Origin of the sequence: Pseudomonas sp. B6(2017) (assembly GCF_002112765.1) — a bacterium.
Taxonomy (GTDB): domain Bacteria; phylum Pseudomonadota; class Gammaproteobacteria; order Pseudomonadales; family Pseudomonadaceae; genus Aquipseudomonas; species Aquipseudomonas piscis.
In genome coordinates, this window is sequence record NZ_NEIQ01000001.1 from 365,187 (window position 1) to 391,670 (window position 26,484).

Genomic DNA, 26,484 nt, shown 5'->3' on the forward strand with positions numbered 1-26,484 from the left:
GGCTGAAAGGTTTTTATGGTGAGCCTTGGCAGGTTTGCCAGACGATTTTTAGTAGGGCAAATGCTTACACTAAAGCAGGATTATTCGGCGCTTTGTTTTTTTCCTGAGCGCGCTAGAATGCGCGCCGAAGCGTGGAGATAGGTATGTGGCAACAGACCCTGATTACCCTGCGGGCCAGGCCCCGGGGCTTTCACCTGGTAACGGACGAGTTGCTCGCCGGCTTGCCTGAGTTGAAGGCATATCGAGTCGGACTGCTGCACTTGTTGCTGCAACATACCTCGGCCTCGTTGACCGTCAACGAGAATGCCGACCCGGCGGTCCGGCGCGACTTCGAGCGTTTCTTCAATACCCTGGTGCCCCAAGGCATGAGCGGGTACGAACACAACGACGAAGGCGCGGACGACCTCCCGGCCCACTTCAAGGCCAGTTTGCTAGGCTGTCAGCTGACTTTGCCGATCTCGGCGGGCCGGCTGGCGTTGGGCACCTGGCAAGGTGTTTACCTGGGCGAGCACCGTGATCACGGCGGTGCTCGTAAAGTCCTTGTCACCTTGCAGGGTGATAAGGCATAAGCCGCTGAGTATCAGTGGATGTTGATTTTTTCCGGCAGCCTTCGACAGATGGCCGAGCTGGGCTATAACTAATCTGCTTTTCGCAAGTCATGAGGTAGAACATGAGCGACGATGATCTGGAAAACGACGACCTCGAAGTAGGTGACGAAGACGATACCGAAGAAGGTCTTGAAGCGGCCGCCGAAGATGTGGCGGAAGACGATGGCGGTGAGGCTCCCGCTCCGACCGCCAAAGGCAAGTCCAAGGCCGCTGTCTCGGTAGACGAGCTGCCGAGTGTCGAAGCCAAGAACAAGGAGCGCGATGCACTGGCGCGTGCCATGGAAGAATTCCTGGCCCGTGGCGGTAAAGTGCAGGAAGTCGAGGCCAACGTGGTCGCCGACCCGCCCAAGAAGCCTGATAACAAGTACGGCAGCCGGCCTATCTGAGCCTTGCTACTTGCTTGCTGAAAAAACCCGCCGTCGCTGCGGGTTTTTTCATGCCGGTGTAAAAAGCGGGCGAGCGTCTAGAGGGACTTCCAGCGTCCCAGCAGCGCGGGCAGTTCGGTCAGGCTGCGGATCTGCGCATCGGGTGCGCGCTCGGCTTCCCAGGCCTTGCCGCCCGGGTTGAACCAGATGGCGCGCAAACCGGCCTGCTGGGCGCCGGCGATGTCGTCGCCCGGGTGGTCACCGATATGCACCGCGGTGTCGGCACTGGCGCCGCCGCGCTGCAGGGCCTCCTGGAACAGCCGGGCATCGGGCTTGGCGATGCCGATGTCCTCGGCGCACAGGGCGAACTGGAAATAGTCCGCCAGGCCCAGGCGACGCACGTCGGCATTGCCGTTGGTGACCACTCCCAGGGCGAAGTGATTGGCCAGGGCCTCCAGGGTCGGTTGCACCTCGGGGAAGATGTCCAGCTGGTGCCGGGCATGCAGGAACACCTCGAAGCCCTCTGCGGCCAGCCGGCTGGCCTCAGCCTGTTCATACCCCGCTTCCTCCAGTGCATGGAACAGCACGCGCCGGCGCAAGGCGCTGATCCGGTGCTTGAGCTCGGGCTCGCGCTCCAGCACTTGCGCGCGGATCGCCCACAGGTGCTCCACCGGCACGCCGCCCAGGTCCGGGGCATGTTCGGCCAGCCACTGGCGCAGGGTGGCCTCGGCGCTGACGATCACCGGAGCGGTGTCCCACAAGGTGTCGTCGAGATCGAAGGTGATCAGCTTGATGGTCATTGTTCACCGCCTTTGTTGCGTTTGGCCCGTGGATGGGCGCTGTCGTAGACCGCGGCCAGGTGCTGGAAGTCCAGGTGGGTATAGATCTGCGTGGTCTTGATGTCCGAATGGCCCAGCAGCTCCTGCACGGCACGCAAGTCCTGGGAGGACTCCAGCAGGTGGCTGGCAAAGGAGTGGCGCAACATGTGCGGGTGCAGGTTCTGCCCCAGCTCGCGCTCGCCCGCGGCCTTGACCCGCAGCTGGATGGCCCGGGGGCCGAGGCGCCGGCCTTTCTGGCTGACGAACAGGGCGCCGTCCGGCGGGTTGCTCAAGGCCCGCAGTGGCAGCCACAGCGCCAGGGCCTCGCGGGCTTTGCGGCCCACCGGCAGGACCCGGGTCTTGCTGCCCTTGCCGTGGACCTGCACCAGGCCGTCGGCCAGGTCCAACTGCGCAAGATCCAGGCTGGTCAGCTCGGACAGGCGCAATCCGCAGGAATAGAACAGCTCCAGGATCGCCTGGTCGCGGTGGGCCAGGAAGTCGTCTTCCACCGCGCCATCGAGCAGTTGCAGGGCCCGGTCGGTATCCAGGGTCTTGGGCAGCCGCCGCTCGCCCTTGGGTGGCGCCAGGCCGTTGGCCGGGTCGTGCTCGCACAACCCTTCGCGATTCAGGTAGTGATACAGCCCGCGTACCGCGGACAACAGCCGGGCCAGGCTGCGGGAGGACTGCCCCTGCTGGTGCAGGCGTACGATCAGGCTGCGCAGGCCCTGGATATCCAGGTCGACCCAGCTGCGTATCTGCTGCTTCTCGCAGAACCCCAGCACCTTGCCAAGATCGCGGCGGTAGGCCTCCAGGGTGTGGGGCGACACCTGGCGCTCACTGCGCAGGTGCGCGCAGTAGGCGTCCAGTTGTCCTTGCATGCTCAGCGGACCGAGCGCAGGGAGTGGGTGAAGCGCGGCAGCACGCGGCCGGTGACTTCGGCGATGTAGTTGAGGAACAGGGTGCCCACCGAACTCTTGTAGTGCTGTGGATCGCGGCTGGCGATGGCCAGTACGCCGTGCATGCCCTGGTGCGCCAGGGCCACCACTGCAGTGGAGCCGATCTGCTTGCGCTGTTCTTCGCCGAACAGGAAGTCCAGCTCATGCTCGCGCAGGCTGCCGCTGACGCTCTTGCCTTCGGACAACAAGCCGCCGATGGCACCCTGGGCCTCGGCTGCCGATACCCAGCGGCCCACCGGCATGGGGTTGTCGCTGAACAGGATCAGGCTGACGAAAGGTACCTGGAACTCCTGGCGCAGGCTGTCCTCGACGCTCATCACCACTTCTTCCAGGCTGGTGGCGTCCAGCAGCGCGAGGATCAGGCGCCGGGTCTTGTCGAATAGCCGGTCGTTGTCCCGGGCCACGTCCATCAGTTGCGACAGGCGATGGCGCATCTCGATGTTGCGCTCGCGCAGGATCTTCATCTGCCGCTCCACCAGCGAGACGGTATCGCCGCGCTGGTGGGGAATGCGCAAGGCCGGAAGCAGTTCTTCGTGGGCGACGAAGAAGTCCGGGTGCGCCTCCAGGTAGGCGGCGACGGCCGCCGCTTCCAGGTTCTGCGCGGGGGATTCGTCGGGCGTGGTGCTGGGAACCTGCGGCTGGTCGGTCATGGATTTCGCTCACTCATAGACGCACCTGTCCTTCGTATACGCGTACTGCCGGGCCGGTCATCAGCACCGGTTGGCCAGGGCCTGCCCATTCGATGGACAGGCGTCCGCCCGGCAGGTCGATCAATAGCGGCGAATCCATCCACCCCTGGCTGATCGCGGCCACTGCGGCTGCGCAGGCGCCGGTCCCGCAGGCCTGGGTTTCCCCGGCGCCACGTTCCCACACCCGCAATTGCGCGCGCTGGCGATCCAGGACCTGGAGAAAACCGACATTGACCCGGGCCGGGAAGCGCGGGTGGTGCTCGATCTTCGGGCCCAGCTCGTGGACCGGTGCGCTGTTGATGTCATCGACCCGCAGCACCGCATGGGGGTTGCCCATGGAGACGGCGGCCAGCTCGACCTGGCGTCCGTCGACCTCCAGGGCATAGCTGGTGGCCTGGGCTGGCGCCTGGAACGGGATATCGGCCGGCACCAGGCGTGGCGGGCCCATGTCGACGCTGATCTGGCCGTCGTTGCGCACGTCGAGCTCGATCACGCCGCTCTTGGTCTCCACGCGGATCCGGCGCTTGGTGGTCAGGCGCTTGTCCAGTACGAACCGGGCGAAGCAGCGCGCACCGTTGCCGCATTGCTCCACCTCGGAACCATCGGAATTGAAGATCCGATAGCGGAAATCCACATCCGGGTTGGTCGGGGCCTCGACGATCAACAACTGGTCGAAACCGATCCCGGTATTGCGATCCCCCCATTGCTTGGCGTGCTTGGGTTGGATGTGCGCGTGCTGGCTGACCAGGTCGAGAACCATGAAGTCATTGCCCAGGCCGTGCATCTTGGTAAAACGCAGCAGCATGGTCTTACTCCGGCAGCAGGCTTTCGCCAGCGAATAACTCGGCCACCGTTTCGCGGCGACGCACTTGCACAGCCTGGTCGCCATCGACCAGTACTTCGGCGGCACGGCCGCGGGTGTTGTAGTTAGAGCTCATGACGAAACCATAGGCGCCGGCGGAATGCACGGCCAGCAGGTCACCTTCGGCCAGGGCCAGCGAACGTTCCTTGGCGAGGAAATCGCCGGTTTCGCAGATCGGGCCGACGATGTCGTAGGTACGGGGTTCGGCATCCCGGGGCCGGACGGCGCTGACATCCATCCAGGCCTGGTACAGCGCCGGGCGGATCAGGTCGTTCATGGCGCCGTCGACGATGGCGAAGTCCTTGTGTTCGGTGTGCTTGAGGTATTCCACGCGGGTCAGCAGCACGCCGGCGTTGGCGACGATGAAGCGGCCCGGCTCGAACACCAGGGCCAGGTCGCGCCCGGCCAGGCGCTCGCGTACCGCCTTGACGTAATCGGCGGCCAACGGCGGCTCTTCGTCGCGATAACGCACGCCCAGGCCGCCACCGAGGTCGATGTGGCGCAGGTAGATACCGCATTCGGCGAGGCGATCCACCAGGTCCAGCAGGCGGTCCAGGGCATCGATGAAGGGCGCCAGGGTGGTCAGTTGCGAACCGATGTGGCAGTCGACCCCGACGATCTCCAGGTTGGGCAGCTGTGCCGCGCGGATGTACACATCCTCGGCGGCGGCGATGGCGATGCCGAACTTGTTTTCCTTGAGGCCGGTGGAAATGTACGGATGGGTGCCGGCATCGACATCGGGGTTGACCCGCAGCGACACCGGGGCGCGCACGCCCAGCTCGGCGGCCACCTGTTGCAGGCGCTCCAGTTCCTCGGCGGATTCGACGTTGAAGCAGTGGACGCCCACTTCCAGGGCGCGGCGCATGTCATCACGGGTCTTGCCGACGCCGGAAAAGACGACCTTGTCGGCCTGGCCGCCGGCAGCCAGCACTCGTTCCAGTTCGCCACCGGAGACGATGTCGAAGCCGGCGCCCAGGCGCGCCAGGACATTGAGCACACCCAGGTTGGAGTTGGCTTTCACCGCGAAGCAGACCAGGTGCGGCATGCCGGCAAGAGCGTCGGCATAGGCCTGGTACTGGGCTTCGATATGCGCCCGGGAATAGACGTAGGTGGGCGTACCGAAACGCTCGGCAATGGCGGACAGGGCTACGCCTTCCGCGAACAGCTCGCCGTCGCGGTAGTTGAAAGCGTCCATGGCGGGCCCTTAGTAGGTGTCGTAGGTGTCGTGCTTGTGCGCCTTGGACTGCTCTTCAGGGGATTTGCTGTCGTCAGGCAGGTACAGCGGGCCTTTCTGGCCGCAGGCGGTTACAAGGCAGGCAACCGCGACGAGCGCAGCAAGGGCGGAGATCAGGCGCTTCATGGCGAAATCCTTGAGAATGCGTAAATTGCGCCCGAGTATACCGGCCACCCGGCAGCTTGCCTATGCAAGGCAAAACCCGCCGGGGGAGCCTTCGTCAACGGCTGCGGGGCCTGCCGGAGGATTGGTCGCCCCGGGTGGCTGCAGGTTCTGTATCCTTTGCATTCACCGGGAGGCGCCCGTATCTTGCGGCGCTTGAGCGTGACTAGACACTTTTCGAGGTTCCCGCAATGAGTTTGACCGAAGCCCGTTTCCACGACCTGGTGGACGCCACCCAGCAGGCGCTGGAGGATATTTTCGATGAGAGCGACCTGGACATCGACCTGGAAAGCTCGGCCGGCGTGCTCACCGTCAAGTTCGACAACGCCAGCCAGGTGATCTTCAGTCGCCAGGAGCCCCTGCGCCAGTTATGGCTGGCCGCGCGCTCCGGTGGTTTCCACTTCGACTACGACGAAGAAAGCGAACGCTGGGTGTGCGACAAGAGTGCCGAGCAACTGGGCGAGATGCTCGAGCGCATCGTCTTCGAGCAGGCCGACATCAAGCTCGAGTTCGACGGGCTCTGAGTCGTGAGCCAGGGCCCTGCGGTTCGTCCGCCCAAGCCGCTCTACAGCAACGTCAGCCCCGCCGTGGGTTCGCCGTGCATCAGCCTGTGCCGCCTCGATGAGGAAAAGGTCTGTCGCGGCTGTTTCCGGCATGTGGAGGACATCCGCGAATGGCGCTCGGCCGACGATGAGCGTCGCCGGGTGATCTGCGCCCAGGCACTGCAGCGCAAACAGGCCGCTGCACCGGGGGACCTGTAGCGTATATCCGCACGGTTTGTTTATTGCGAATGCTGTGATAGTGTCCGACTTCGCCTCGCTACCTCGAGGCCGGTGAGAACCCCGTCTTATTTGGCGGGGTTTTGCTTTTTTGTGCAGAAAAAACAGGAGTCAGCCAGGATCATGAGTACTGCACCATCCATCATCCTTACCCGCCTTGACGTACAGCGTCTGGAGCGCCTGATCGATAGTCTGGACGACTCGCTGCCAGGCGTCATTGCCTTGCAAGCCGAGCTGGATCGCGCCGAAACGCTGGTGGGTCACGATGAGGTTCCGGCCGGTGTCGTCACCATGAACTCGCGAGTGCACTGCCGTGAAGAAAGCAGTGGCAAGGACTATCACCTGACCCTGGTCTATCCACAGGATGCCAATGCCGACGAAGGCAAGATCTCCATCCTGGCGCCGGTGGGCAGTGCGCTGCTGGGTTTGCAGGTCGGTCAATACATCGACTGGCCGGCCCCGGGCGGCAAGACCCTGAAGCTGACCTTGCTGGAAGTCGAATACCAGCCGGAAGCCGCAGGCGACTTCCACCTCTGATACCCGCCTAGACCTGCTCCAGCGCCTCGTTCAGGGCCCGCTCCAGGCTGGCCTTGTAACGCAGGTAGAGAATGCTCGAGCTTTGCCCATCACCGAGCAGGCCGGACAGGTCCAGGTCGGTGATGTAGCAGCGGTAGCGTTCCGGTTCGCGTCGTTGCTCGACGATTTCCTGGACCACCGCACTGAACAGCTGGTCGCCATATTCCAGTTCGGAAAACTCCCGTTGATTGCAGTACAGCGAGACTTGCACCTGCCCCGGTGCGGCCTTGCCGATGATCGCCTGCACGTCGTAGAACCCCTTGTCGATCGGGGTCAGCGGGGCGGGGCGAGCCTCTACCCGGCGCGCCCTGCCCGTGCCTGACGGCAATATCTGGAAATAGAGTGTATCCAGTGGTTTCTCGCCGGGGCTGTTGTCCATGGGCAACAGGGCCTCGCGGCGGTAGAGGATCGATTGCAAGAAACGCTGCAGTGGCACCAGCAAGCTCTGTTCGTCGTGGTAGGGCAGGGTCTGCTGCCACAGGGCGTTGTGCTCATCCAGGACATACAGCTCGGCCTGGTTCTCGACGATCCGGTAGAACACCTGGATGCAGTCCGGCTGGCCCATGGGCAGGACCAGCGCCAGGTCGTGCTCCTCCAGGGCCATGGGGTCCAGGTGCAGCGGGCTGTAGCGGGTTTGCTCCTGCCCCAGGTACTCCAGCAGCGCCGCGGGGGTGGCCATGGCCCGGTGCCGGACTTGCCCAGGCAGCAGTTCGAGGACGTGATAGTGCTGCTGCACCTGGATCAGGTAGCGGTAGTTGAGTTGGCTGAGCAGCAGGTCTTGCGCGGTCTCGAACAGTTCCTCCACCCGGCGTGCGATGAACTGCGCGCGGTTGTGGCAGAAACAGCGGACCCGCAACCGTGGCTGAGGCCCCGACGGCAGGTTGTTGAGGTAGTCGCGCAGGCACTCGAGCAGCGCATGTTCGCCATCGTGGCGGCCCACCATGACTTCGTTCCAGCTGTTGAGTGTGACCTGGTCCAGGGTCAGCACCAGGTTCTCGCGCACCCCGGCATAGCTCAGTGAGTCGGTGCGCTCGGTGGTCATGTGGATGTTCAGCTCGCGATGGTGCTTGAGCGGGTCCACTGCGACGTTCACCAGCACCAGCACCTCGCTGGGGACGCTGGCATGCAGCAACTGGTCCTCGCTGACAGTGTTCAGCGGCAGGGCCACGGTCTGTTGCAGGCTGCCCAGCAGGTTGAACAGCTCGAACTCGCTGAGGTCGCTGCTGCCGGGGTGCAGGGCCAGGCGGGTGCTGCTGTCGATGACGCCGTTGCGATGGCACCAGGTGAGCAACTCCACCAGCTCGCGACTGCGCTTGATCGGCGCGAAGTGTTCCCACTCCAGGGCCGTCAGGTTGCCGTTGTACAGGCCCCAGTGGGTCTGGCCGGGCTCCTTGCGGTTCGGCGACTGCACCAGGGTCAGGGTGTCTTCGGCCAGGTCCGGGGCGATGCCCGGGTTGATGAATTCGATTTTTCCGGCCTTGCGTTCGAAGGCCGCGTACAGGCGCCGTCCCAGCACGTTCAGGTCGCGCTTGTTGATCAGGCTGGCGGCCTGTTCGGTGCGGGCGAACTGGGTCAGGAAGCGATAGCTGTAGTTCAGTTCGTTGACCAGGGAGCGCCGCTCGGCGCCGACCTGGCGCACCTTCCACTGGCTGCGGCTGTCGAGCAGGGCCAGCTGGCGCTGGTCCCATCCCCATTCCTCGGCCAGGCGCTCCAGCAGTGCCCGCTGCCAGCTCGTATTGCGGGCGCCGTTGCCAGTAGTCAGCTTGCGGTTGACCTTGAGATACAGGCTGCGGCGCACCAGCTCCAGGCGCTCGGGTTCGCCGCGGGCCTTGAGGTATTCCTCGATACGCCGGTAGACCACGATGTAGGGGTCCAGCTCATCCAGGTCCAGGCGGTTGGCGAACACCGCCTGCTTGAAGCGCAGGCTCAGGCACTGGACCCGAGGGTGCTCGCTGGCGTAGACCTCGATCAGCAGCAGCTTGAGCACCGACTTGTAGGGCGACTCGATGCCCTTGAACAATTGCCAGAGCCCCGCGCCGATGAATTCCCCCGGGGGAATGCGCGCCATGTGCCCCAGATCGAGGTTTTCCTCGGCGGGCACGAAGCGCTTGGACAACAGCGTATGGGTGTACTGCTCGTAGCGCGATTCCTCGTACACCGGTACCAGCCACCAGAGCGGCGTACGTCCGGCGAGCCAGATGGCGGTGCGATAGAACTCGTCCAGCAGCAGGTAGTGCTGGGTGGTACCGCAGTCGTCCGAGCTCAGCTGGGTGTCGCGTTCGCCGCGGACGAAGCGGCTCGGGTCGATGAGGAAGAAATGCGCTTCGGCGCCCTGGCCTTCGGCCCAGGCCTCCAGCAGTTGGCACTTCTTCTGTAGTTCGGCCAGTTCGTTCTCGTCCAGGTCCGGGGCATGGCAGACCCAGACGTCCATGTCGCTCTGGTCGGCCTGGGCCAGGGTGCCCAGGCTGCCCATCAGGAACAGTCCATGGATCGGTCGCGGCGGGTTGCCGTGGCGGGCCTTGTAGGAAAAGGAGCGAGTCAGGCGCTGGGCTTCGGCCAGTACCTGGGGATCGGGTTCGTAGTTGGACAAGCCCGCTGGCGTCGCCCCGGAGACGTAGCCGGGCAGCAGCGGGTGATTGACGTGGAAGAACAGCGGCAGCAGGTTGAGGACCAGTTGCTGGCGCGCCGACAGCCCCTCCATCGCCCGGGCCATGCGTCCTTCGTTGAGGGTCAGAAAGCGCGCGCGAAGTTGGCTGAGAACCTTGCGGTCGATTCCTTCATCCAGGTCGGGACGGATTTCATGGGTATGGGGCATTTCAAGCGGGGCTCGAACGTGGCGAGGTTCAGGGTCGGGGACAGTTTACCGGCAGATGGGGCTGAGCCTTAAGCTGATTTTATTTTTTGACGCCGGATTTCTAACGCATTGGCGCGAGACGGCCTACGGAATCCCGACAGACGGGAGCTCCGCAGGCCCGGGAAGACTTCAGGCGGTTTCAGCGACGGTGAGGATGGTCAGCAGGCCCTGGGCATGCTCGGCGGCGTCGCGGCCAAGGCTGGTGAGGTAGCCGCCATCGGGCTGGGTGATCAGCTCCTTGGTGTACAGGCGCTGGGCGGCAGCGATGGCGGAAGGGGCGGCGGTCTGATGGATCTTCAGGCCTTCCTGGGAGTTGTCCAGGTTGAACAGTGCGAGGATTTCCAGTTCGGCAACCAACTCAGGGGTATACGACATAAGGACTCCAGACTTTCTAGGAATGAAAGGTCAGCGTTCTTAAGGTGACCGCACGGCGGCGGTGTGTCCAGCGTTCGCTGAGTTCTTTTGCGGCCCGGGACAGCGGTGTTTGGCCGCAGGGTGGTTGCAGTGTAGCCAGCGGCTGGAGGGTTGGTGGGGCACCGCATGAGGTGGCGCCCCGGCAAGCGAGGGTCACTGCTTCTCGGGAGGCAGCTGCGGCAGGGCCCGCAGGGCGGTTTCGTACCACTGGGTGTCGAAGGGGCGGTCTTCTTCGAGGATTGCATCGATCTCGATCGCCAGGACATGGGCCATCAGGTTGAGGATTTCTTCCCGCTCGTAGCCCACCAGGGTCAGCTTGTTGAACGTGGCCTTGGCCGCTGGCGGGTTGTCGCTGGCGATCTGGTTCTCGATCGCCTCGATCAGGGTGTTTTCGGCGAACTCTTCTTCGTCGTTGTCGATATCGGTTGGCTCGCTCATGGCAGGCTCCTCAAGGAAAGGCGCCAGTCTACCCGGATTCCGGGGCCGGGTGCTTGGCGGCCGGAGGGTTAAGCTTCTATGAAACAGCCGACACCGCGCGGCCTGGAGGCAATGGAATGTTCAAGCTTTATGGGTTCGCCATCAGCAACTACTACAACATGGTCAAGTTGGCGCTGCTGGAAAAGGGCCTGCCCTTCGAAGAGGTGCTGTTCTACGCCGGACAGAGTCCCGAGGCCCTGGCCATCAGCCCCCGGGGCAAGGTGCCGGTGCTGGAGGTGGAGCAGGGTTTCATCAGCGAGACCAGCGTTATCCTCGATTACCTGGAGCAGGTCCGGCCCGAACCTGCGCTGGTGCCGAAAGAGCCTTTCGAGCGGGCCAGGGTGCTTTCGCTGGCCCGGGAAATCGAGCTGTACATCGAGTTGCCGGCCCGCGCCTGTTTTCCCGAAGCGTTCTTTGGCGTGAACGTGCCCGAGGCGATCAAGGAGAAGGCCGGGATCGAGCTGCTGCAGGGGTTCGCCGCGTTACAGCGCCATGCCCGGTTCGATCCTTACGTGGCGGGCAGCGACTTGAGCGTCGCCGATCTGTATTTCCAGTACAGCGTGAACCTTGCCCTGGTGGTTGGGGACAAGCTGTTCGGGATCGATTTTCTGGCCCGGATGCCCGAGGCCAGGGCGCTGTTGCAGCGCCTGGAGCAACGCCCCCACGCCCGGCGCATCGCCGCCGACAAGGCTGCGCTGATGACCGCGCGAAGAGGCTGAAGGCGTGCCCGCCCGGGCGCTGTCCAGGGCGGCACGGGTGGGGCTTAGCGGCTGCCCAGCAGGGCCTGGCCGCGAGCCACGGCGGCGCGGACCTGGGCCGGTGCGGTACCGCCGATGTGGTTGCGGGCGTTGACCGAGCCTTCCAGGGTCAGCACGGCGAACACGTCCTGGTCGATCTGGTCGCTGAACTGGCGCAGTTCCTCCAGGCTCATCTCGGCCAGGTCCTTGCCGGTGTCCACGCCGTATTTCACCGCATGGCCGACGATTTCGTGGCAGTCACGGAACGGCAGACCACGACGCACCAGGTAGTCGGCGAGGTCGGTGGCGGTGGAGAAACCACGCAGCGCCGCTTCGCGCATGATGGCGTGCTTGGGCTTGATGGCCGGGATCATGTCGGCGAAGGCCCGCAGCGAGTCGCGCAGGGTGTCGGCGGCGTCGAACAGCGGTTCCTTGTCTTCCTGGTTGTCCTTGTTGTAGGCCAGTGGCTGGCCCTTCATCAGGGTCAGCAGGCCCATCAGCGCGCCGAACACCCGGCCGCTCTTGCCACGCACCAGTTCCGGCACGTCGGGGTTCTTCTTCTGCGGCATGATCGAGCTGCCGGTGCAGAAGCGATCGGGCAGGTCGATGAACTGGAACTGGGCGCTGGTCCACAACACCAGCTCCTCGGAGAAGCGCGACAGGTGCATCATCGCCACGCTGGCGGCGGCGCAGAATTCGATGGCGAAGTCACGGTCCGACACGCTGTCCAGGGAGTTGCCGCCCACGGCCTCGAAGCCCAGCAACTGGCAGGTCAGCTCGCGATCGATCGGGTAGGTGGTGCCAGCCAGCGCGGCGCTGCCCAGGGGCATGCGGTTGGTGCGCTTGCGGCAGTCCACCAGGCGCTCGTAGTCACGGCTGAGCATTTCGAACCAGGCCAGCATGTGGTGGCCGAAGGTCACCGGCTGGGCGGTCTGCAGGTGGGTGAAGCCGGGCATGATGCTGTCGGCTTCGCGCTCGGCCAGCTCCAGCAGGCCTTTCTGCAGGCGGGTGATCTCGCCCAGGATCAGGTCGATCTCGTCGCGCAGCCACAGGCGGATATCGGTGGCCACCTGGTCGTTGCGGCTACGGCCGGTGTGCAGCTTCTTGCCGGTGATGCCGATGCGGTCGGTCAGGCGCGCCTCGATGTTCATGTGCACGTCTTCCAGGTCCACGCGCCAGTCGAAGCTGCCGGCCTCGATCTCGCCCTGGATGGTCTTCAGCCCGTCGATGATGCTGTCGCGCTCGGCGTCGGTGAGCACGCCGACCTTGGCCAGCATCGTGGCGTGGGCGATCGAGCCCATGATGTCGTGGCGATACAGGCGCTGGTCGAAATTGACAGAGGCGGTGAAGCGGGCGACGAAGGCGTCGACGGGTTCACTGAAGCGGCCGCCCCAGGACTGATTGGTCTTGTCAGTGCTCATGAATTCGCTCGTGATCTGCTGAAGGAAGATGGCATAAAAAACAGGCGCCGATGATAGCAGGGTTGCCCGGGCTGTCGCTGGCACTGGTCGGCAGCTTTTTACCTGCGACCCCGGGACCGCTTGCCGCCGGCCCGGGCGGCGCGGAGACTGGAACCGGCGCGCCTGGACGAGGTCGGTTGCCTGAGTGCCGAAGGTGATATCGATCAAACGATATTTATCGATTGAGCAATATCGTCTTGGCAACCGTCTACAGTTGGACAAGAGGCACGGCGCAACCGTCTGGCATCCCTGTGGGGCGCTGCGGTGGGCCGGCCATCGAGTTCATAACCGCGCAGGGCCATGCAACCCGTCCACTAAACGAGACGAGTGCGGCCAGGTTGGGCGCCGGCCACAAACGAGGGGGGCTTAGTGTTGAGTTCCAGCATTCCCTGCGACCTTGTCGCGCATCCAGCGGCCCGACGCGGCATCGGGCAGGTACGGGTAAATATTGGTGCCCGACTTGCGGCACTTTTTGGCCTTCGCACTAGTCTTAGCGTGGATCGCCGTGACGGACGTCACTCCACCTGTCTACGCTATCCTTGTGCGAGACTCACGCAGGAATCCAGCGCAATATGAATGTCCTGATCGTTGATGACGAACCCCAAGCCCGCGAGCGCCTGAGCCGTATGGTCGGCGAGCTCGAGGGATACAGTGTCCTGGAGCCCAGCGCCACCAATGGCGAAGAGGCATTGAGCCTGATCGACAGCCTGAAGCCGGATATCGTCCTGCTCGATGTGCGGATGCCAGGCCTGGACGGCCTGCAGGTCGCCGGCAAGTTGTGCGAGCGCGAAACGCCTCCGGCGCTGGTGTTCTGCGCGGCTCCGGATGAATTCGCCCTCGAGGCTTTCAATGACAGCAGCGTGGTCCACCTGGTCAAGCCGGTGCGCCCCGAGCTGTTGCTGGAAGCGTTGAAGAAGGCCGAGAAACCCACCCGCGTGCAGCTGGCTGCCCTGACCCGGCCTGCGGCGGAAACCGGCAGCGGCCCGCGAAGCCATATCAGTGCCCGTACCCGCAAGGGCATCGAGCTGATTCCCCTGGGCCAGGTGGTGTATTTCATTGCTGACCACAAGTACGTGACCTTGCGCCACGAGAGCGGCGAAGTGTTGCTGGATGAACCGCTCAAGGCCCTTGAAGACGAGTTCGGCGAGCGCTTCGTGCGTATCCACCGCAATGCCCTGGTGGCCCGCGAGCGTATCGAACGCTTGCAACGAACGCCCTTGGGGCACTTCCAGCTGTACCTCAAGGGGCTCAATGGTGACGCGCTGATCGTCAGCCGGCGGCATGTGGCTGGCGTGCGCAAGATGATGCAACAGCTCTAGGGCGCTGGACGGAGCCTGCCAGCAAGGAAGCTTGGCAGCGAGAGGGCACCAGGTTCCTGATACAAGTCAAAGCTGCTTTGGCTGAGCTGTTATCATCTGCCGTATTTATTCAGTACGGATTGATCCATGTCCTCTCGCGAAATCCGCATCGCTACCCGCAAAAGTGCCTTGGCCTTGTGGCAGGCCGAATACGTCAAAGCCCGCCTGCAGGAGGCCCATCCAGGTCTTGTCGTGACCCTGGTGCCCATGGTCAGCCGTGGCGACAAGCTGCTGGACTCGCCACTGTCGAAAATCGGCGGCAAGGGCCTGTTCGTCAAGGAGCTGGAGGCCGCCCTGCTGGAGAACCAGGCCGATATCGCCGTGCACTCGATGAAAGACGTGCCCATGGACTTTCCCGAAGGCCTGGGCCTGTTCTGCATCTGCGAACGTGAAGACCCGCGCGATGCATTCGTCTCCAATACCTACGCCAGCCTCGAGCAGCTGCCGGCCGGCAGCGTGGTCGGCACCTCTAGCCTGCGCCGCCAGGCCCAGTTGCTGGCCCGTCGCCCTGACCTGCAGATCCGCTTCCTGCGGGGCAACGTCAATACCCGCCTGGCCAAGCTGGATGCCGGCGAGTACGACGCGATCATCCTGGCCGCTGCGGGCCTGATCCGCCTGGGCTTCGAAGACCGCATCCGTTCCTCCATCAGCGTCGAAGACAGCCTGCCCGCCGGTGGCCAGGGCGCGGTCGGTATCGAGTGCCGTAGCGCCGACAGCGAGATCCATGCGCTGCTGGCGCCCCTGCACCATGCCGACACCGCCAGCCGGGTGACCGCCGAGCGGGCGTTGAACAAGCACTTGAATGGTGGCTGCCAGGTGCCGATCGCCTGCTACGCCGTGCTCGAAGGCGACCAGCTCTGGCTGCGTGGCCTGGTTGGCGAGCCCAGCGGTGGTGTGTTGCTCAGCGCCGAGGCCCGGGCTCCGCGGGCCAGTGCGGCCGAGTTGGGTGTGCAAGTGGCTGACGACCTGCTGGCCCAGGGCGCTGGCGATATCCTGCGCGCGGTCTATGGCGAGGCGGGCCAGGAGTGACCGGTTGGCGCCTGCTGCTGACCCGGCCGGCCGAGGATTGCGCTGCACTGGCGGCGATCTTGGCCGAGGCCGGAGTGGCCAGCGCCAGCCTGCCGTTGCTGGACATCCAGCCCCTGCCCGTGACTCAGGCACAGCGTTCGATCCTGCTCGAGCTGGATCGTTACTGCGCGGTGATCGTGGTCAGCAAGCCGGCAGCCAACCTCGGTCTTGAGCTGCTGCGCCAGTATTGGCCGCAGCCTCCGGCCCAGGGCTGGTTCTGCGTGGGGGCCGGTACCGGCCAGATCCTCGCGGATGCCGGGCTGCCGGTGTTCTATCCCCAGGCCGGTGACGACAGCGAGGCCTTGCTTGAACTTCCCCAGTTGCGCGAGGCTATCGGCCAGCCAGAGCCCAGGGTGTTGATCGTGCGGGGCGAGGGTGGTCGCGAATTGCTCTCCGAGCGCTTGCGCAGTCAAGGTGCTAGTGTCGATTATCTGGAACTCTACCGCCGTTGCCTGCCGCACTATGCCGAGGATGTGCTGCTACGGCGGATCCAGGGGGAACGCTTGAACGGGCTGGTGGTCAGCAGTGGACAGGGTTTCAGTCACCTGCAGCAATTGGCCGGCCAGGCCTGGCCGCAGTTGGCGAAGATGCCGTTGTTTGTTCCAAGCCCTCGGGTCGCCGAGATGGCGCGCGCCGCCGGGGCGGAAATAGTTGTGGATTGCCGCGGCGCCAGTGCCGCGGCTTTGCTAACGGCGTTACGGGAGCATCCCGTGCCCGTTCTCTAAACGCAAAGGATGGATACGTGAGCGAAACAGCCTTGCCTAAAGATGAACTCCAGCCGGTGCCCGAGACGCCGGCGCAACCCACGACCCCAACCGTTGAGCGTCGTGGCAACGGGTTGGCGATACTGGCCCTGCTGCTGGGGGCGGCGGGGGTCGCTGTTGGTGGCTGGGGAGTCTGGCAGGTGCGCAACCTGCAGACCAACAACCAACAACAGTTGAGCCAATTGCAGGCACTGGGCGACCAGGCCCAGAGCTTCAAGCTCAGTGAGCAGCGCCTGAGCTCGCGACTGGAACAACTGCCTGCGGCCGATGAGCTGGAAGACCGCCGCCGCCTGGTAACGCAATTGCAAGGCGACCAGCAGCGCCTGAGCCAGCGCCTGGAGACAGTGCTCGGCGCCAGCCGCAAGGACTGGCGCCTGGCCGAGGCCGAGCACCTGTTGCGCCTGGCCAGCCTGCGCTTGTCGGCCCTGCAGGACATCAGCAGTGCCCAGGCCCTGGTCCAGGGTGCCGACGATATCCTGCGCGAGCAGAACGACCCGGGCGCCTTCGCTGCTCGCGAGCAACTGGCCAAGAGCCTGGCAGCCTTGCGCAGCACCGAGCAGCCGGATCGTACGGGCCTGTTCCTGCAATTGGGCGCCCTGCGTGACCAGGTACTGGAACTCAGCGCCGTGGCGCCGGAATACAAGGACCGGGGCGATTCGCTGCTGGGACTGACCGCCGACGGCGACGGCGCCAGTCGTTGGGCGCAGTGGTGGGACCAGGTTTCCCGCTACTTCCGCATCGATTTCAATGCCGACAAGAACATCCGTCCGCTGCTGGCCGGCCAGGGCCTGACCCAGGTACGCCTGGCCCTCAGCCTGGCGCTGGAGCAGGCGCAATGGGCGGCGCTCAACGGCCAGGCGGCGGTCTATACCCAGGCCCTGAGCGAAGCTCGTGACGTGCTGACCGGCAACTTCAACCAGGACAATCCGCAGAGCAAGATCATGCTCGAGCGCCTGGTCGAACTGGGCAAGCAGCCGGTGACCGTGGTCACCCCGGACCTGGCCAAGACTTTGAGCACGGTCCAGGCCTACCTGGAGCGGCGTAGCCTCAGCGTCGAGGAGTCGGTCAAGCCCCTGGCCAAGCCTGCGGCGAACACCGCCCGGGAGACCAGCCCATGAAGCGCGCCTATGTGATCGTCCTGCTGCTGATCGCCGCGATCGGCCTGCTGGGATTGGCCATCGCCGAACACCCGGGCTACGTGCTGATCGCCTACAGCAACTTCCGCTATGAATCGAGCTTGTGGGCGACCCTGGCCCTGGTGGCGTTGGTGTGGCTGGTGATCTGGGGCATCAAGCTGCTGGTTGAGCTGGTGATGGTTTCCGGCGGTGTGGTCAACCCCTGGTCGCGCCGCAATCGCAGCCGCCGGGTGCAGATCGCCATCGAGCAAGGCCAGATGGACCTTGCCGAAGGACGCTGGGCCAGCGCCCAGAAGCACCTGCACCGCGCCGCCGAGGCCGAGCGCCAACCGCTGTTGTATTACCTCGGCGCGGCCCGGGCGGCCAACGAGCAAGGCCACTACGAAGAGTGCGATAGCCTGCTGGAGCGGGCGCTCACCCGCCAGCCCCAGGCTGAATTGGCCGTTGCCCTGAGCCACGCCCAATTGCAGACCGACCGGGGCGACACCGAAGGTGCGCTGACCACCCTGCAAGCCATGCATGAGCGCCATCCCCATAGCGTCCAGGTCTTGCGTCAACTGCAGCGCCTGCACCAACAGCGTGGCGACTGGCCGGCGCTGATCCGCCTGTTGCCGGAGCTGCGCAAAGGCAAGGCCTTGCCGGCCAGCGAGTTGCAGGAGCTGGAGCGCCGCGCCTGGGGCGAGAACCTGGGACTGGCCGCGCGCCGTGAAGAAGACCAGGCCACGTCCTTGCAGTCGCTCAACCGCTCCTGGCAGCAATTGACCGCCGCCCAACGCCAGGAGCCACAACTGGTGCTGGCCTATGCCGAACAGTTGCGCCAGCTGGGTGCCGGGGCCGAAGCCGAGGAGACGCTGCGCACGGCGATCAAGCGCAAGTATGAAAGCCACTTGGCGCGGCTGTATGGCCTGGTGCGTGGCAGCGACCCTGCGCGTCAGTTGCAAACGGCCGAGCACTGGCTCAAGGAACATGCGGATGATCCGGGGCTGCTGCTGACCCTGGGCCGCCTGAGCTTGCAGAACAGCCTCTGGGGCAAGGCACGCGATTACCTGGAGAGCAGCCTGCGTCTGGAGCGCAATCCCGAAGCCTGCGCCGAACTCGCCCGCCTGCTGGCACAGCTGGGAGATACCGAGCGCAGCAACCAGCTGTTCCAGGAGGGCCTGGGATTACTGGACGAGCGCCTGTTGGCCGCTCCCTTGCCAGTCCCGGCACGGGCCTGACGCACCCTGGGCCGGTTGCCTGTCGCGGGCAACCGGCCTTTTTACACTCCGCTTGCCCAGCCACAGCCGATCGGGCTTCGAGCGGACATGGCTTGGCTCCTTGAAAGGAGCGAGCGCTTTCTCTACCGTGGCTGCCTGTTTCTTCCGTTGCGGATATCCCATGTCGCTGGCCGGCTCTCGCTCGCTGTTCTCCCTGGTGTTCCTGGTGGGGGCCTTTGCCTCGTGGGCGGCCTTCAACCTGCAGGCCGGAGGTGGCCTGGACTCGTGTCCGCTGTGGGGCGTGCAGCGCGGGCTGATGCTGCTGCTCGCCGGCACCAACCTGCTGGCTGCACTGCAGGGGCCCATGCGTTGGGGGCGCCCGTTGTACTGGGGGCTGAACCTGCTGCTGGGAGTGTTGGGGGTGATCACCGCAGGGCGCCATGTACTGCTGCAGAACATTCCTTCCGAGCAATTGCTGGCGTGCCTGCCGGACATGCCATTCATGCTGCGCCACCTATCTTGGTGGCAAGCGCTGCAATTGGTCTTCATGGGGACTGCGGACTGCGCAGAGGTTTCCTGGACCCTGCTCGACATGAGCCTGCCGGAGTGGAGCCTGCTGTTTTTCCTGCTGGTCCTGGCCTTGGGGGGTTATCGCCTGCAACGCTCGCTACGGGCCGCGCGCCAGGCTGCGGCGTTGCCCTGAGTCAGTGTTTGGCGGGGGACAGCGGATTAAACGCTTGTATGAACTTTATCTCCTGCGTACCTTGAAGCTGTTGTCGTGCGGGCATAATCTGGCCCGCACCTGTCACTCTAATTCGCCTGCTCGATGCTGTTGCGCCTCACCTGATCCAGGGTCTCCATGGGGGACGGCGGTCAATGGCATGACCCTTGAGGGAAGAGAGATCACCATGCTCGAAAGTTGTCAGAATGCTCAGGAACGTTGGGGTGGAGTTCATCTGCTGATCGACCGCTGGTTGCAGGCGCGTCATGAACTGGTTCGAGCCTATGATGTGCTTGGCGCCGAACCCGAGGCGCTGAGCAAGAGCAAGAAACCCCTGCAAGAGTTCTGCGGGATCCTGGTGGATTATGTCTCCGCCGGACATTTTGAAATCTACGAACAGCTGACCAGCGAAGCCAAGGCCTTTGGTGACAAGCGCGGTCTGGAGCTGGCCGACACCCTCTACCCGCGCATCGACGTGATCACCGAGAAGCTCCTGGCCTTCAACGACCTGTGCGACGCCGGACAGTGCGTGGCGCAAAAATTCAAGGAGCTGGGTGGCCTGCTGCACGAGCGCTTCGAGCTTGAAGATTGCCTGATCGAAGTGCTGCACAACGCCCACAAGCAGGAGACGGTGGCCCAGGCCTGAGAGCCGGTCCGCTGGTACATGAAATGGCACGCCAAGGCGTGCCGTTTTCGTTTCCGGGTTTCAGCCGGCGACAGCCAGCAACTCGATCTCGAACACCAGTGGCGTGTAGGGCGCGATCAGGTCGCCGGCGCCTTCGGTGCCATAGGCCTGGCTGGATGGAATCACCAGGCGCCAGCGGGCGCCGGTAGGCATCTGCGCCAGGGCGCTGCGCCAGCCGGCGATCACGCTGTCCAGGCGAAACCACTGCGGCTGCCGGGCTTCGTCGAACACGGTGCCATCGGGCAGGCGGCCGGTGTAGCGCACCTGGACCGAGCCGTTGGGGTTGGGTTTTGTACCATTGCCGGGAGCCAGCTCAGTAAGCAGGATGCCGTCCGTCAGTTGGCGAACCCCGGGCCTGGCCTTTTCCTCGTCGAGAAAACGTCGTTCGTTTTCCAGTGCGGCTTCGATCTGCGATTTGGCCGATCGCTCGCTGATCTGCGCGTCGTGCTGGGCAAGGATCTGCTCGATGCGCTCGTTCTTGAGCGCCAGCGGCTTGCCGCGGTACGCGGCTTTCAAACCATCCACCAGGGCCTGGATCTGCAGGTCCGGAACTTCGTCGCGCAGCCGTTCGCCGAGGCTCGCACCGAGGCTGTAGGCAAGATCGTGGGCGTCGTCGGGCGGCGGTTCGGCGGAGGCGTGGGCCAACGACAAGAACAGGCTCAAGGACAAAAACAGGTAACGCGACATGGGCACTCTCCGGCCTGAGTAGCGGTGGATTATGCCAGCGACGAAGCGCTCGTTGGTGGGCAACTTCCAGGGCGTCGAAGAACATTTTCGATCGGCTGCAACGCGCGGCTTTCGATACTGTCAACATGGCCTAGCGGCGGTAACAGCAGAGGTCTAGTATGAGCCGCAACTCACGTCAGCCAGGAGGTAAACCATGTCGGCCAACAAGAAGCCTGTAAATACTCCGTTGCACTTGCTCCAACAGCTGTCGGGCAGCTTGCTCGAACACTTGGAAAACGCTTGTTCCCAAGCCCTGGCCGATGCTGAAAAACTGCTCGCCAAGCTGGAGAAACAACGAGGCAAGGCCCAGGAAAAACTGCACAAGTCACGCACCAAACTGCAAGACGCCGCTGCAGCCGGCAAAGCCAAGGCACAAGCCAAGGCCAAGGCCGCGGCGCAAGAACTCGAAGAGTTGCTGGACGCACTGAAAGAGCGTCAGGCACAAACCCGCAGCTACATCCTGCAACTCAAGCGCGATGCCCAGGAAAGCCTGAAGCTGGCCCAGGGCGTTGGCAAGGTGAAGGAAGCCGCCGCCAAGGCGCTGACTACTCGTGACGCCAAGCCAGTTGTGGTCGCCGCGAAAAAGCCGGCCGCCAAGCCAGCGGCTAAACCTGCCGCCAAGGCCGCCGCGAAACCAGCAACCAAACCAGCAACCAAACCGGCTGCCAAGGCTGCTGCTAAACCTGCCGCCAAGCCGGCAGCAAAACCCTCTGTCAAACCAGCACCGGCCAAGACTGCCGCAGCCAAACCTGCTGCGAAGCCAGCAGCCAAGCCTGTCGCCGCCAAGCCCGCTGCAGCCAAGCCAGCGGCTAAGCCAGCTGCCAAGGCCGGCGCGAAACCAGCCGTCAAGTCCGCTGCCAAACCGGCAGCCAAGGCCGCACCGGCCAGGACTGCTGCTGCCAAGCCAGCTGCAGCAAAGCCAGCCGCCAAACCTGCTGCGACCAAGGCCCCAGTGAAGGCTGCGGCCAAACCGGCAGCCAAGCCAACTGCTGCTGCCAAGCCTGCTGCATCTTCGGCAGCCAAGCCTGCTGCCGCCAAACCTGCGGCCAAGCCCGCAGCGAAGAAGCCAGCCGCCAAACCTGCGACCGCCAAGCCAGCTACCAAGCCAGCCGCCGCCAAACCCGCTGCACCAGCCGCCAAGCCAGCCGCGGCAGCTCCAACCCCAGCGGCTTCGCCGGCTCCCGCCGCGACAAGCGCTCCGGCTGCTGCTCCAGCGACCCCGGCCGCCAGCACCCCCTCCAGCGCTTCCTAAGCGCTAGCCACCGCGGCGCTCAGCACCTGCAGTGCGCCGCGGTCGGTGGTTCCGGCCGCCAGTCCTTCCAGCCAGTCGTCCAGGCTCCCGGCCTGGTCTGCGGGCCAGTCCCGTACCTGCTCCTGCAAGCGCAACAGCAACCGGCGCTCGGCTTCCAGTTCCAGTGACTTGAGCTGCTCGCGCAGCGTGCCCAGGTCGGTATCGGTGTTTGCCGCCGTGCGCCAATCAATGCGCAACGCCCGCAGGGGTCGGATCACGTCTCGCTGCCATGGCCCGGCCAGCGCCATGAGCCGCGCCAGGCGCTGGCCATCGCACTTCACGCCGCGCCAGCCAAGCCAGGCGCCGCAGAGCAGCAGGCAGACATCGGCGCCGTCGTCCTGCAAGCGCAGGCAGGCTTCCTGCACGCCGGGCAGGGCATAGGTCTTGAGGGAAAAACTCCACAGGTCCGAGGACATAGTGCTACTCGCGCCAGTTGCGAGCGAAGCTGGTAGACTCCGCCGCCATTATGATTCGACTTCAGAACCTGACTTTACAGCGTGGTCCGCAACGTCTGCTAGAAGACGCCGAGCTGACCCTGCACGCCGGCCAGAAAGCCGGCCTGATCGGTGCCAATGGTGCCGGAAAATCCAGCCTGTTCGCCTTGCTGCGCGGTGAGCTGCATCCGGATTCGGGTGACTGCTTCCTGCCCGCCGATTGGCGCATCGCCCACATGCGCCAGGAGGTCGATACCCTCGAGCGCCTGGCCGTGGACTATGTGCTCGATGGCGACCTGCGCCTGCGAGAGGTGCAGCGCGACCTGGCCGCCGCCGAAGCGGCCCAGGACGGTGCCGCCCAGGCCCGCCTGCACGCCGAGCTCGACAGCGCCGATGGCTATACCGCCGATGCCCGGGCGCGCAAGCTGCTGGCCGGGCTGGGGTTCACCAACGAGCAGATGGATCGCCAGGTCGGCGACTTCTCCGGGGGCTGGCGGATGCGCCTGAACCTGGCCCAGGCCCTGATGTGCCCATCGGATCTGTTGCTGCTCGACGAGCCCACCAACCACCTGGACCTGGACGCGATCCTCTGGCTGGAAGACTGGCTCAAGGGGTATCCCGGTACCTTGCTGCTGATTTCCCACGACCGCGATTTCCTCGATGCCGTGGTCGACCATGTAGCCCATGTCGAGCAGCGCAAGCTCACCCTCTATCGCGGTGGCTACAGTGCCTTCGAGCGTGCCCGGGCCGAGCGCCTGGCCCAGCAGCAGCAAGCCTACGAGAAGCAGCAGGCGCAGCGTGCGCACATGGAGAAGTACATCGCCCGCTTCAAGGCCCAGGCCACCAAGGCCCGCCAGGCCCAGAGCCGGATCAAGGCCCTGGAGCGCATGGAAGAGCTGTCGGCGGCCCACGTCGATTCGCCTTTCGACTTCGTGTTCCGTGAGTCGCAGAAGATCTCCAGTCCACTGCTCGACCTGTCCGATGCTCGTCTGGGCTATGGCGACAAGACGGTGTTGGAGAAGGTCAAGCTGCAGCTCACTCCGGGAGCGCGGATCGGCCTGCTGGGCCCTAACGGTGCTGGCAAGTCGACCCTGATCAAGAACCTCTCCGGCGAGCTGGCGCCGCTGGCCGGGCGCCTGACCCGGGGCGAGAACACCGTGGTCGGCTATTTCGCCCAGCACCAGCTGGACTCCCTGGATTCCAAGGCCAGCCCGCTGCTGCACTTGCAGCGCCTGGCGCCCACCGAGCGTGAGCAGACCCTGCGCGACTTCCTCGGCGGGTTCGACTTCCGGGGGGCACGTATCAACGAGCCGGTGCTGAATTTCTCCGGTGGCGAAAAGGCCCGGCTGGCCCTGGCACTGATCGCCTGGGATCGCCCCAACTTGCTGCTGCTCGACGAACCGACCAACCACCTGGACTTGGAGATGCGCCTGGCCCTGACCATGGCCCTGCAAGAGTTCAGCGGTGCGGTACTGGTGGTCTCCCACGATCGCCACCTGCTCAAGAGCACCACCGACAACTTCCTGCTGGTGGCCGACGGCAAGGTCGAGGAGTTCGACGGCGACCTGGATGACTACGCCCGCTGGCTGGTGGACTACCGCCTGCGCAGCGCGCCAGCCAGCAGTGCGCCGGTGAACGCCGACAAGACCGACAAGAAGGCCCAGCGCCAGGCCGCCGCGGCCCTGCGCCAGCAACTGGCACCGCACAAGCGCGAGGCCGAGAAGCTCGAGGCCGAGCTGGGCAAGGTCCATGCTCGCCTCGCGCAGATCGAGGCCAGCCTTGGTGACAGCGAGCTGTATGAAGCGGCCCGCAAGGATGAGCTGCGCGACCTGCTGGCCGAGCAGGCCAGGCTCAAGATCCGCGAATCCGAGCTGGAAGAAGCCTGGATGCAAGCCCTGGAACTGCTGGAGAGCATGCAGGCGGAGCTGGAGGCGTTGTCCTGATGGAGACCCTGCAACTGCCGTTGCCGGCGCAGTGGATCGGCCCGTTGTGGCTTGGCGTGCAGATCCTGCTGATCCTCCTGGCGGGCTACCTGGCCCAGCGTTTCGTGGCCCGTGGCCTGACCCGCCTGGGCCAGCGCTATCCATTCCCGCCGCAGTTGCTGATGCCCCTGCGTGGGGGGCTGCGCTGGCTGATCATGGGCAGCGCGGTGATCTTCGTGCTGGAGCGCCTGGGCGTATCGGCCACGGTATTGTGGACCGCCCTGTCCGGTTTCGTCGCGGTGGCGGCCGTGGCGTTCTTCGCCATGTGGAGCGTGCTCTCCAACCTGCTGTGCGCGATTTTGATCTTCACCGTCGGCCCGTTTCGCCTGGGCGATGTGGTGGAGTTGGTGGATACCCTCGACAAGCCGGGAATCAAGGGCCGGGTGGTGGCCATCAACCTGCTCTACACCACCCTGATCGAACCCGAGGAGGCCGGTACCGGCAGCGCCATGGTGCAGGTGCCCAACAGCCTGTTCTTCCAGCGCTCGGTGCGCCGTTGGCGTGGCACTGATGTGCTGCCTGTGGGGCTCGACGAGACGTAGCCGGCAATAGCCCGTTCGCTGTGGCCGTTGCCGAAGTCCGCGAGCAGCAGCGGCTCTTGGCCAGGCCCGCATCACTTCCCGATAAAAAAACATGGTCAGCCACGGATCGGAGGATTAGCTTAGGCAGTCACGTCCAATTCGATCCGAGGTGTGCGATGGTGCTTGAGACATGGCTGGCGTTCTTCGCCGCCAGTTGGGTAATCAGTCTTTCTCCGGGAGCCGGCGCGATCGCGTCGATGTCCTGTGGCCTGCAATACGGCTTCTGGCGTGGTTACTGGAACGCCCTGGGACTGCAACTGGGCCTGGCCATGCAGATCGCCATCGTCGCCGCGGGTGTCGGCGCGATCCTGGCGGCTTCCGCCACGGCCTTCTATGCCATCAAGTGGTTCGGCGTGGCCTACCTGGTGTACCTGGCGGTCAAGCAATGGCGCTCCGTACCCAGCGATCTTGGCGACGACGCGGCCATCCGGCCGATCGGCAAGCCCCTGGCCCTGGTGTTCCGCGGGTTCCTGGTGAACATCAGCAACCCCAAGGCGCTGGTGTTCATGCTGGCGGTACTGCCGCAGTTCATCGACCCCCACGCCCCCCTGCTCAAGCAGTACCTGATCCTCGGCGCCACCATGATCGTCGTCGACCTGATCGTCATGGCCGGCTATACCGGGCTGGCTTCCAAGGTCCTGCGCCTGTTGCGCACCCCGGTCCAGCAGCGGCGCATGAACCGTACCTTCGCCGGTCTGTTCCTGGGCGCGGCGGGCTTGTTGGCGACGATCCGCAAGGCTGCGGTCTAGTTGCCCCGGCCATAAAAAAGGCGACCTGCGGGTCGCCTTTTTCATTGCCTGCCTGCTCAGCGCAGGATCACCGGAGCGGTGTCTGCCGGCAGGTTGTTGCGGGTCGGCGCCTGGCCCTGGGGCGCGTAGCCGCCGCGGCCCAGTTGCTCGGCCATCTGCCGGGTGACGTCCTCGCCCAGGGCCTTGGAGACTTCGCGCACCACCCGTGGACGGTTCAGCGAGACACGAATGTCGCGGCTGTTCACCAGCTTGGTGTCCTGGCCTTCGCCCATGGCGGTGAACGCCGAGGTGATCTCGAAGGTGCGGGTGTTGATCAGGCTGAAGTCCGCCACCAGGGTCAGGCCCAGGATCGCCGAGTAGCTGTTGGTTTCAGCGATCTCGTTGATGTCCTGGGTGAAGTCGATATCCGACACCGTACCGAACAGCACGTAGTCGGCGCCCTTGAAGTTACCGGCCTTGATGCGCTTGATCACGTCGTAGACGTTGGCCTTGGACGCCTCGGTGTGGGGCGAGCCCTGCACCAGCTGGAACATCCCGGACTTGAGGAGCCCGCCCTTGATGTCACCGGTGAACTTGCGCAGCTCGCCTTCCTCGATGTAGCTGGTGCTGGCTTCCAGCTCGTTGTAGCTGGATGAGCCACTGGCGCTGTAGTAGCCCTCGCGGTAGTTCTGCTGGGCCGAGACCACGTGGATGTATTCCTGCACACGTTCCTGGTAGGCCAGGTCCATGACTGCGACTTTGGGGGCCGCCTGCGCACCGAATGCGCAGGCCAGGGCCAGGATGCCGATCCATGCACGCATTG

At 64.6% G+C, this 26,484-nt stretch carries 30 protein-coding genes; 17 read left to right on the forward strand and 13 right to left on the reverse strand.

The window, feature by feature from the left end; translation table 11 throughout:
* The first annotated feature begins 143 nt into the window (after positions 1 to 143).
* Both CAG11_RS01745 and sutA read left to right on the forward strand, forming a co-directional pair.
* Positions 144 to 569 carry a secondary thiamine-phosphate synthase enzyme YjbQ gene (locus tag CAG11_RS01745; protein ID WP_022641803.1) on the forward strand — a complete coding sequence of 142 codons (426 nt, stop codon included), beginning with the start codon at positions 144 to 146 and terminating at the stop codon, positions 567 to 569.
* 101 nt (positions 570 to 670) lie between these two features.
* A complete protein-coding gene (gene sutA / locus CAG11_RS01750) occupies positions 671 to 994 on the forward strand; it encodes a transcriptional regulator SutA (RefSeq protein WP_085594254.1) in 324 nt (107 codons plus the stop codon).
* A 77-nt stretch (positions 995 to 1,071) separates the two neighbouring features.
* Here sutA and CAG11_RS01755 read toward each other — a convergent pair whose 3' ends face one another.
* The 6 genes from CAG11_RS01755 to CAG11_RS01780 are packed head-to-tail and all read right to left on the reverse strand — an operon-like array spanning position 1,072 to position 5,658.
* Positions 1,072 to 1,773: an HAD family hydrolase gene (locus CAG11_RS01755; protein WP_053133693.1), complete on the reverse strand. Its 702-nt coding sequence runs from the start codon at positions 1,771 to 1,773 to the stop codon at positions 1,072 to 1,074.
* Positions 1,770 to 2,669 carry a tyrosine recombinase XerC gene (gene xerC / locus CAG11_RS01760; protein WP_022641800.1) on the reverse strand — a complete coding sequence of 300 codons (900 nt, stop codon included), beginning with the start codon at positions 2,667 to 2,669 and terminating at the stop codon, positions 1,770 to 1,772. Before xerC ends, CAG11_RS01755 begins: the two co-directional genes overlap by 4 nt.
* A 2-nt stretch (positions 2,670 to 2,671) precedes the next feature.
* On the reverse strand, positions 2,672 to 3,397 hold the full coding sequence (locus CAG11_RS01765; RefSeq protein WP_022641799.1) for a DUF484 family protein: 726 nt from the start codon (positions 3,395 to 3,397) through the stop codon (positions 2,672 to 2,674).
* 13 nt (positions 3,398 to 3,410) lie between these two features.
* A complete protein-coding gene (dapF, locus tag CAG11_RS01770) occupies positions 3,411 to 4,241 on the reverse strand; it encodes a diaminopimelate epimerase (RefSeq protein ID WP_022641798.1) in 831 nt (276 codons plus the stop codon).
* A 4-nt stretch (positions 4,242 to 4,245) separates the two neighbouring features.
* On the reverse strand, positions 4,246 to 5,493 hold the full coding sequence (gene lysA, locus CAG11_RS01775; RefSeq protein ID WP_053133699.1) for a diaminopimelate decarboxylase: 1,248 nt from the start codon (positions 5,491 to 5,493) through the stop codon (positions 4,246 to 4,248).
* Between the two features lie 9 nt (positions 5,494 to 5,502).
* Positions 5,503 to 5,658: a lipoprotein gene (locus tag CAG11_RS01780; protein WP_022641796.1), complete on the reverse strand. Its 156-nt coding sequence runs from the start codon at positions 5,656 to 5,658 to the stop codon at positions 5,503 to 5,505.
* Between the two features lie 227 nt (positions 5,659 to 5,885).
* On the opposite strand from CAG11_RS01780, the gene cyaY reads away from it, so the two are divergent.
* From cyaY to rnk, 3 genes are all read left to right on the forward strand, one after another.
* Positions 5,886 to 6,218: an iron donor protein CyaY gene (cyaY, locus tag CAG11_RS01790; protein WP_053133702.1), complete on the forward strand. Its 333-nt coding sequence runs from the start codon at positions 5,886 to 5,888 to the stop codon at positions 6,216 to 6,218.
* Positions 6,219 to 6,221: 3 nt separating this feature from the next.
* Positions 6,222 to 6,455 carry a DUF1289 domain-containing protein gene (locus CAG11_RS01795; protein WP_085594256.1) on the forward strand — a complete coding sequence of 78 codons (234 nt, stop codon included), beginning with the start codon at positions 6,222 to 6,224 and terminating at the stop codon, positions 6,453 to 6,455.
* 141 nt (positions 6,456 to 6,596) lie between these two features.
* Positions 6,597 to 7,010 (forward strand): nucleoside diphosphate kinase regulator, encoded by a 414-nt coding sequence (gene rnk / locus CAG11_RS01800; protein ID WP_022641793.1) that lies wholly within the window; start codon positions 6,597 to 6,599, stop codon positions 7,008 to 7,010.
* Between the two features lie 7 nt (positions 7,011 to 7,017).
* Here the strand turns inward: rnk and CAG11_RS01805 are convergent, their stop codons facing one another.
* From CAG11_RS01805 to CAG11_RS01815, 3 genes are all read right to left on the reverse strand, one after another.
* Complete coding sequence (locus tag CAG11_RS01805) at positions 7,018 to 9,864, reverse strand: class I adenylate cyclase (protein ID WP_085594258.1); 2,847 nt, start codon at positions 9,862 to 9,864, stop codon at positions 7,018 to 7,020.
* 168 nt (positions 9,865 to 10,032) lie between these two features.
* A complete protein-coding gene (locus tag CAG11_RS01810; protein WP_085594260.1) occupies positions 10,033 to 10,278 on the reverse strand; it encodes a TIGR02647 family protein in 246 nt (81 codons plus the stop codon).
* 192 nt (positions 10,279 to 10,470) lie between these two features.
* Positions 10,471 to 10,755, reverse strand: a complete 285-nt coding sequence (locus tag CAG11_RS01815) for a hypothetical protein (RefSeq protein ID WP_022641790.1) — start codon at positions 10,753 to 10,755, stop codon at positions 10,471 to 10,473.
* A gap of 116 nt (positions 10,756 to 10,871) precedes the next feature.
* Between CAG11_RS01815 and CAG11_RS01820 the strand changes: the two genes are divergently transcribed.
* Complete coding sequence (locus CAG11_RS01820; protein ID WP_085594262.1) at positions 10,872 to 11,513, forward strand: glutathione S-transferase family protein; 642 nt, start codon at positions 10,872 to 10,874, stop codon at positions 11,511 to 11,513.
* Positions 11,514 to 11,557: 44 nt separating this feature from the next.
* Here CAG11_RS01820 and argH read toward each other — a convergent pair whose 3' ends face one another.
* The gene (gene argH / locus CAG11_RS01825; protein WP_053133705.1) at positions 11,558 to 12,952 is read right to left on the reverse strand and encodes an argininosuccinate lyase; all 1,395 of its coding nucleotides are present in this window, start codon (positions 12,950 to 12,952) and stop codon (positions 11,558 to 11,560) included.
* Between the two features lie 611 nt (positions 12,953 to 13,563).
* On the opposite strand from argH, the gene CAG11_RS01835 reads away from it, so the two are divergent.
* From CAG11_RS01835 to CAG11_RS01865, 7 genes are all read left to right on the forward strand, one after another.
* Complete coding sequence (locus tag CAG11_RS01835; protein WP_053133708.1) at positions 13,564 to 14,310, forward strand: LytTR family DNA-binding domain-containing protein; 747 nt, start codon at positions 13,564 to 13,566, stop codon at positions 14,308 to 14,310.
* A 126-nt stretch (positions 14,311 to 14,436) separates the two neighbouring features.
* Positions 14,437 to 15,378, forward strand: coding sequence for a hydroxymethylbilane synthase (gene hemC, locus CAG11_RS01840; RefSeq protein WP_085594264.1), 942 nt, complete (start codon positions 14,437 to 14,439; stop codon positions 15,376 to 15,378).
* On the forward strand, positions 15,375 to 16,142 hold the full coding sequence (locus CAG11_RS01845; protein WP_085594266.1) for a uroporphyrinogen-III synthase: 768 nt from the start codon (positions 15,375 to 15,377) through the stop codon (positions 16,140 to 16,142). Before hemC ends, CAG11_RS01845 begins: the two co-directional genes overlap by 4 nt.
* 17 nt (positions 16,143 to 16,159) lie before the next feature.
* Positions 16,160 to 17,299, forward strand: coding sequence for a uroporphyrinogen-III C-methyltransferase (locus CAG11_RS01850; RefSeq protein WP_085594269.1), 1,140 nt, complete (start codon positions 16,160 to 16,162; stop codon positions 17,297 to 17,299).
* Positions 17,296 to 18,534 carry a heme biosynthesis protein HemY gene (locus CAG11_RS01855; protein ID WP_053133715.1) on the forward strand — a complete coding sequence of 413 codons (1,239 nt, stop codon included), beginning with the start codon at positions 17,296 to 17,298 and terminating at the stop codon, positions 18,532 to 18,534. The genes CAG11_RS01850 and CAG11_RS01855 overlap by 4 nt, the downstream gene beginning before the upstream one ends.
* A gap of 160 nt (positions 18,535 to 18,694) precedes the next feature.
* Positions 18,695 to 19,216, forward strand: coding sequence for a disulfide bond formation protein B (locus tag CAG11_RS01860; RefSeq protein ID WP_085594271.1), 522 nt, complete (start codon positions 18,695 to 18,697; stop codon positions 19,214 to 19,216).
* A 205-nt stretch (positions 19,217 to 19,421) separates the two neighbouring features.
* Entirely contained in the window at positions 19,422 to 19,880 is a 459-nt protein-coding gene (locus CAG11_RS01865; RefSeq protein WP_022641784.1) for an Rsd/AlgQ family anti-sigma factor, read from the forward strand.
* A 60-nt stretch (positions 19,881 to 19,940) separates the two neighbouring features.
* On the opposite strand, the gene CAG11_RS01870 is transcribed toward CAG11_RS01865, so the two are convergent.
* Positions 19,941 to 20,606, reverse strand: coding sequence for an FKBP-type peptidyl-prolyl cis-trans isomerase (locus CAG11_RS01870; protein WP_085594273.1), 666 nt, complete (start codon positions 20,604 to 20,606; stop codon positions 19,941 to 19,943).
* A gap of 193 nt (positions 20,607 to 20,799) precedes the next feature.
* Here CAG11_RS01870 and CAG11_RS01875 point away from each other — a divergent pair, with 193 nt between their 5' ends.
* Complete coding sequence (locus CAG11_RS01875; RefSeq protein WP_085594275.1) at positions 20,800 to 21,897, forward strand: AlgP family protein; 1,098 nt, start codon at positions 20,800 to 20,802, stop codon at positions 21,895 to 21,897.
* On the opposite strand, the gene CAG11_RS01880 is transcribed toward CAG11_RS01875, so the two are convergent.
* Complete coding sequence (locus CAG11_RS01880) at positions 21,894 to 22,352, reverse strand: TIGR02444 family protein (RefSeq protein WP_085594277.1); 459 nt, start codon at positions 22,350 to 22,352, stop codon at positions 21,894 to 21,896. The genes CAG11_RS01875 and CAG11_RS01880 overlap by 4 nt on opposite strands.
* A 50-nt stretch (positions 22,353 to 22,402) precedes the next feature.
* Here CAG11_RS01880 and CAG11_RS01885 point away from each other — a divergent pair, with 50 nt between their 5' ends.
* From CAG11_RS01885 to CAG11_RS01895, 3 genes are all read left to right on the forward strand, one after another.
* The gene (locus CAG11_RS01885) at positions 22,403 to 24,313 is read left to right on the forward strand and encodes an ATP-binding cassette domain-containing protein (RefSeq protein ID WP_085594279.1); all 1,911 of its coding nucleotides are present in this window, start codon (positions 22,403 to 22,405) and stop codon (positions 24,311 to 24,313) included.
* Positions 24,313 to 24,894 (forward strand): mechanosensitive ion channel family protein, encoded by a 582-nt coding sequence (locus tag CAG11_RS01890; protein WP_022641777.1) that lies wholly within the window; start codon positions 24,313 to 24,315, stop codon positions 24,892 to 24,894. The genes CAG11_RS01885 and CAG11_RS01890 overlap by 1 nt, the downstream gene beginning before the upstream one ends.
* A 155-nt stretch (positions 24,895 to 25,049) precedes the next feature.
* Complete coding sequence (locus CAG11_RS01895; protein ID WP_085594281.1) at positions 25,050 to 25,682, forward strand: LysE family transporter; 633 nt, start codon at positions 25,050 to 25,052, stop codon at positions 25,680 to 25,682.
* 56 nt (positions 25,683 to 25,738) lie between these two features.
* On the opposite strand, the gene CAG11_RS01900 is transcribed toward CAG11_RS01895, so the two are convergent.
* The gene (locus CAG11_RS01900) at positions 25,739 to 26,482 is read right to left on the reverse strand and encodes a penicillin-binding protein activator LpoB (RefSeq protein ID WP_085594283.1); all 744 of its coding nucleotides are present in this window, start codon (positions 26,480 to 26,482) and stop codon (positions 25,739 to 25,741) included.
* Positions 26,483 to 26,484: the final 2 nt, after the last annotated feature.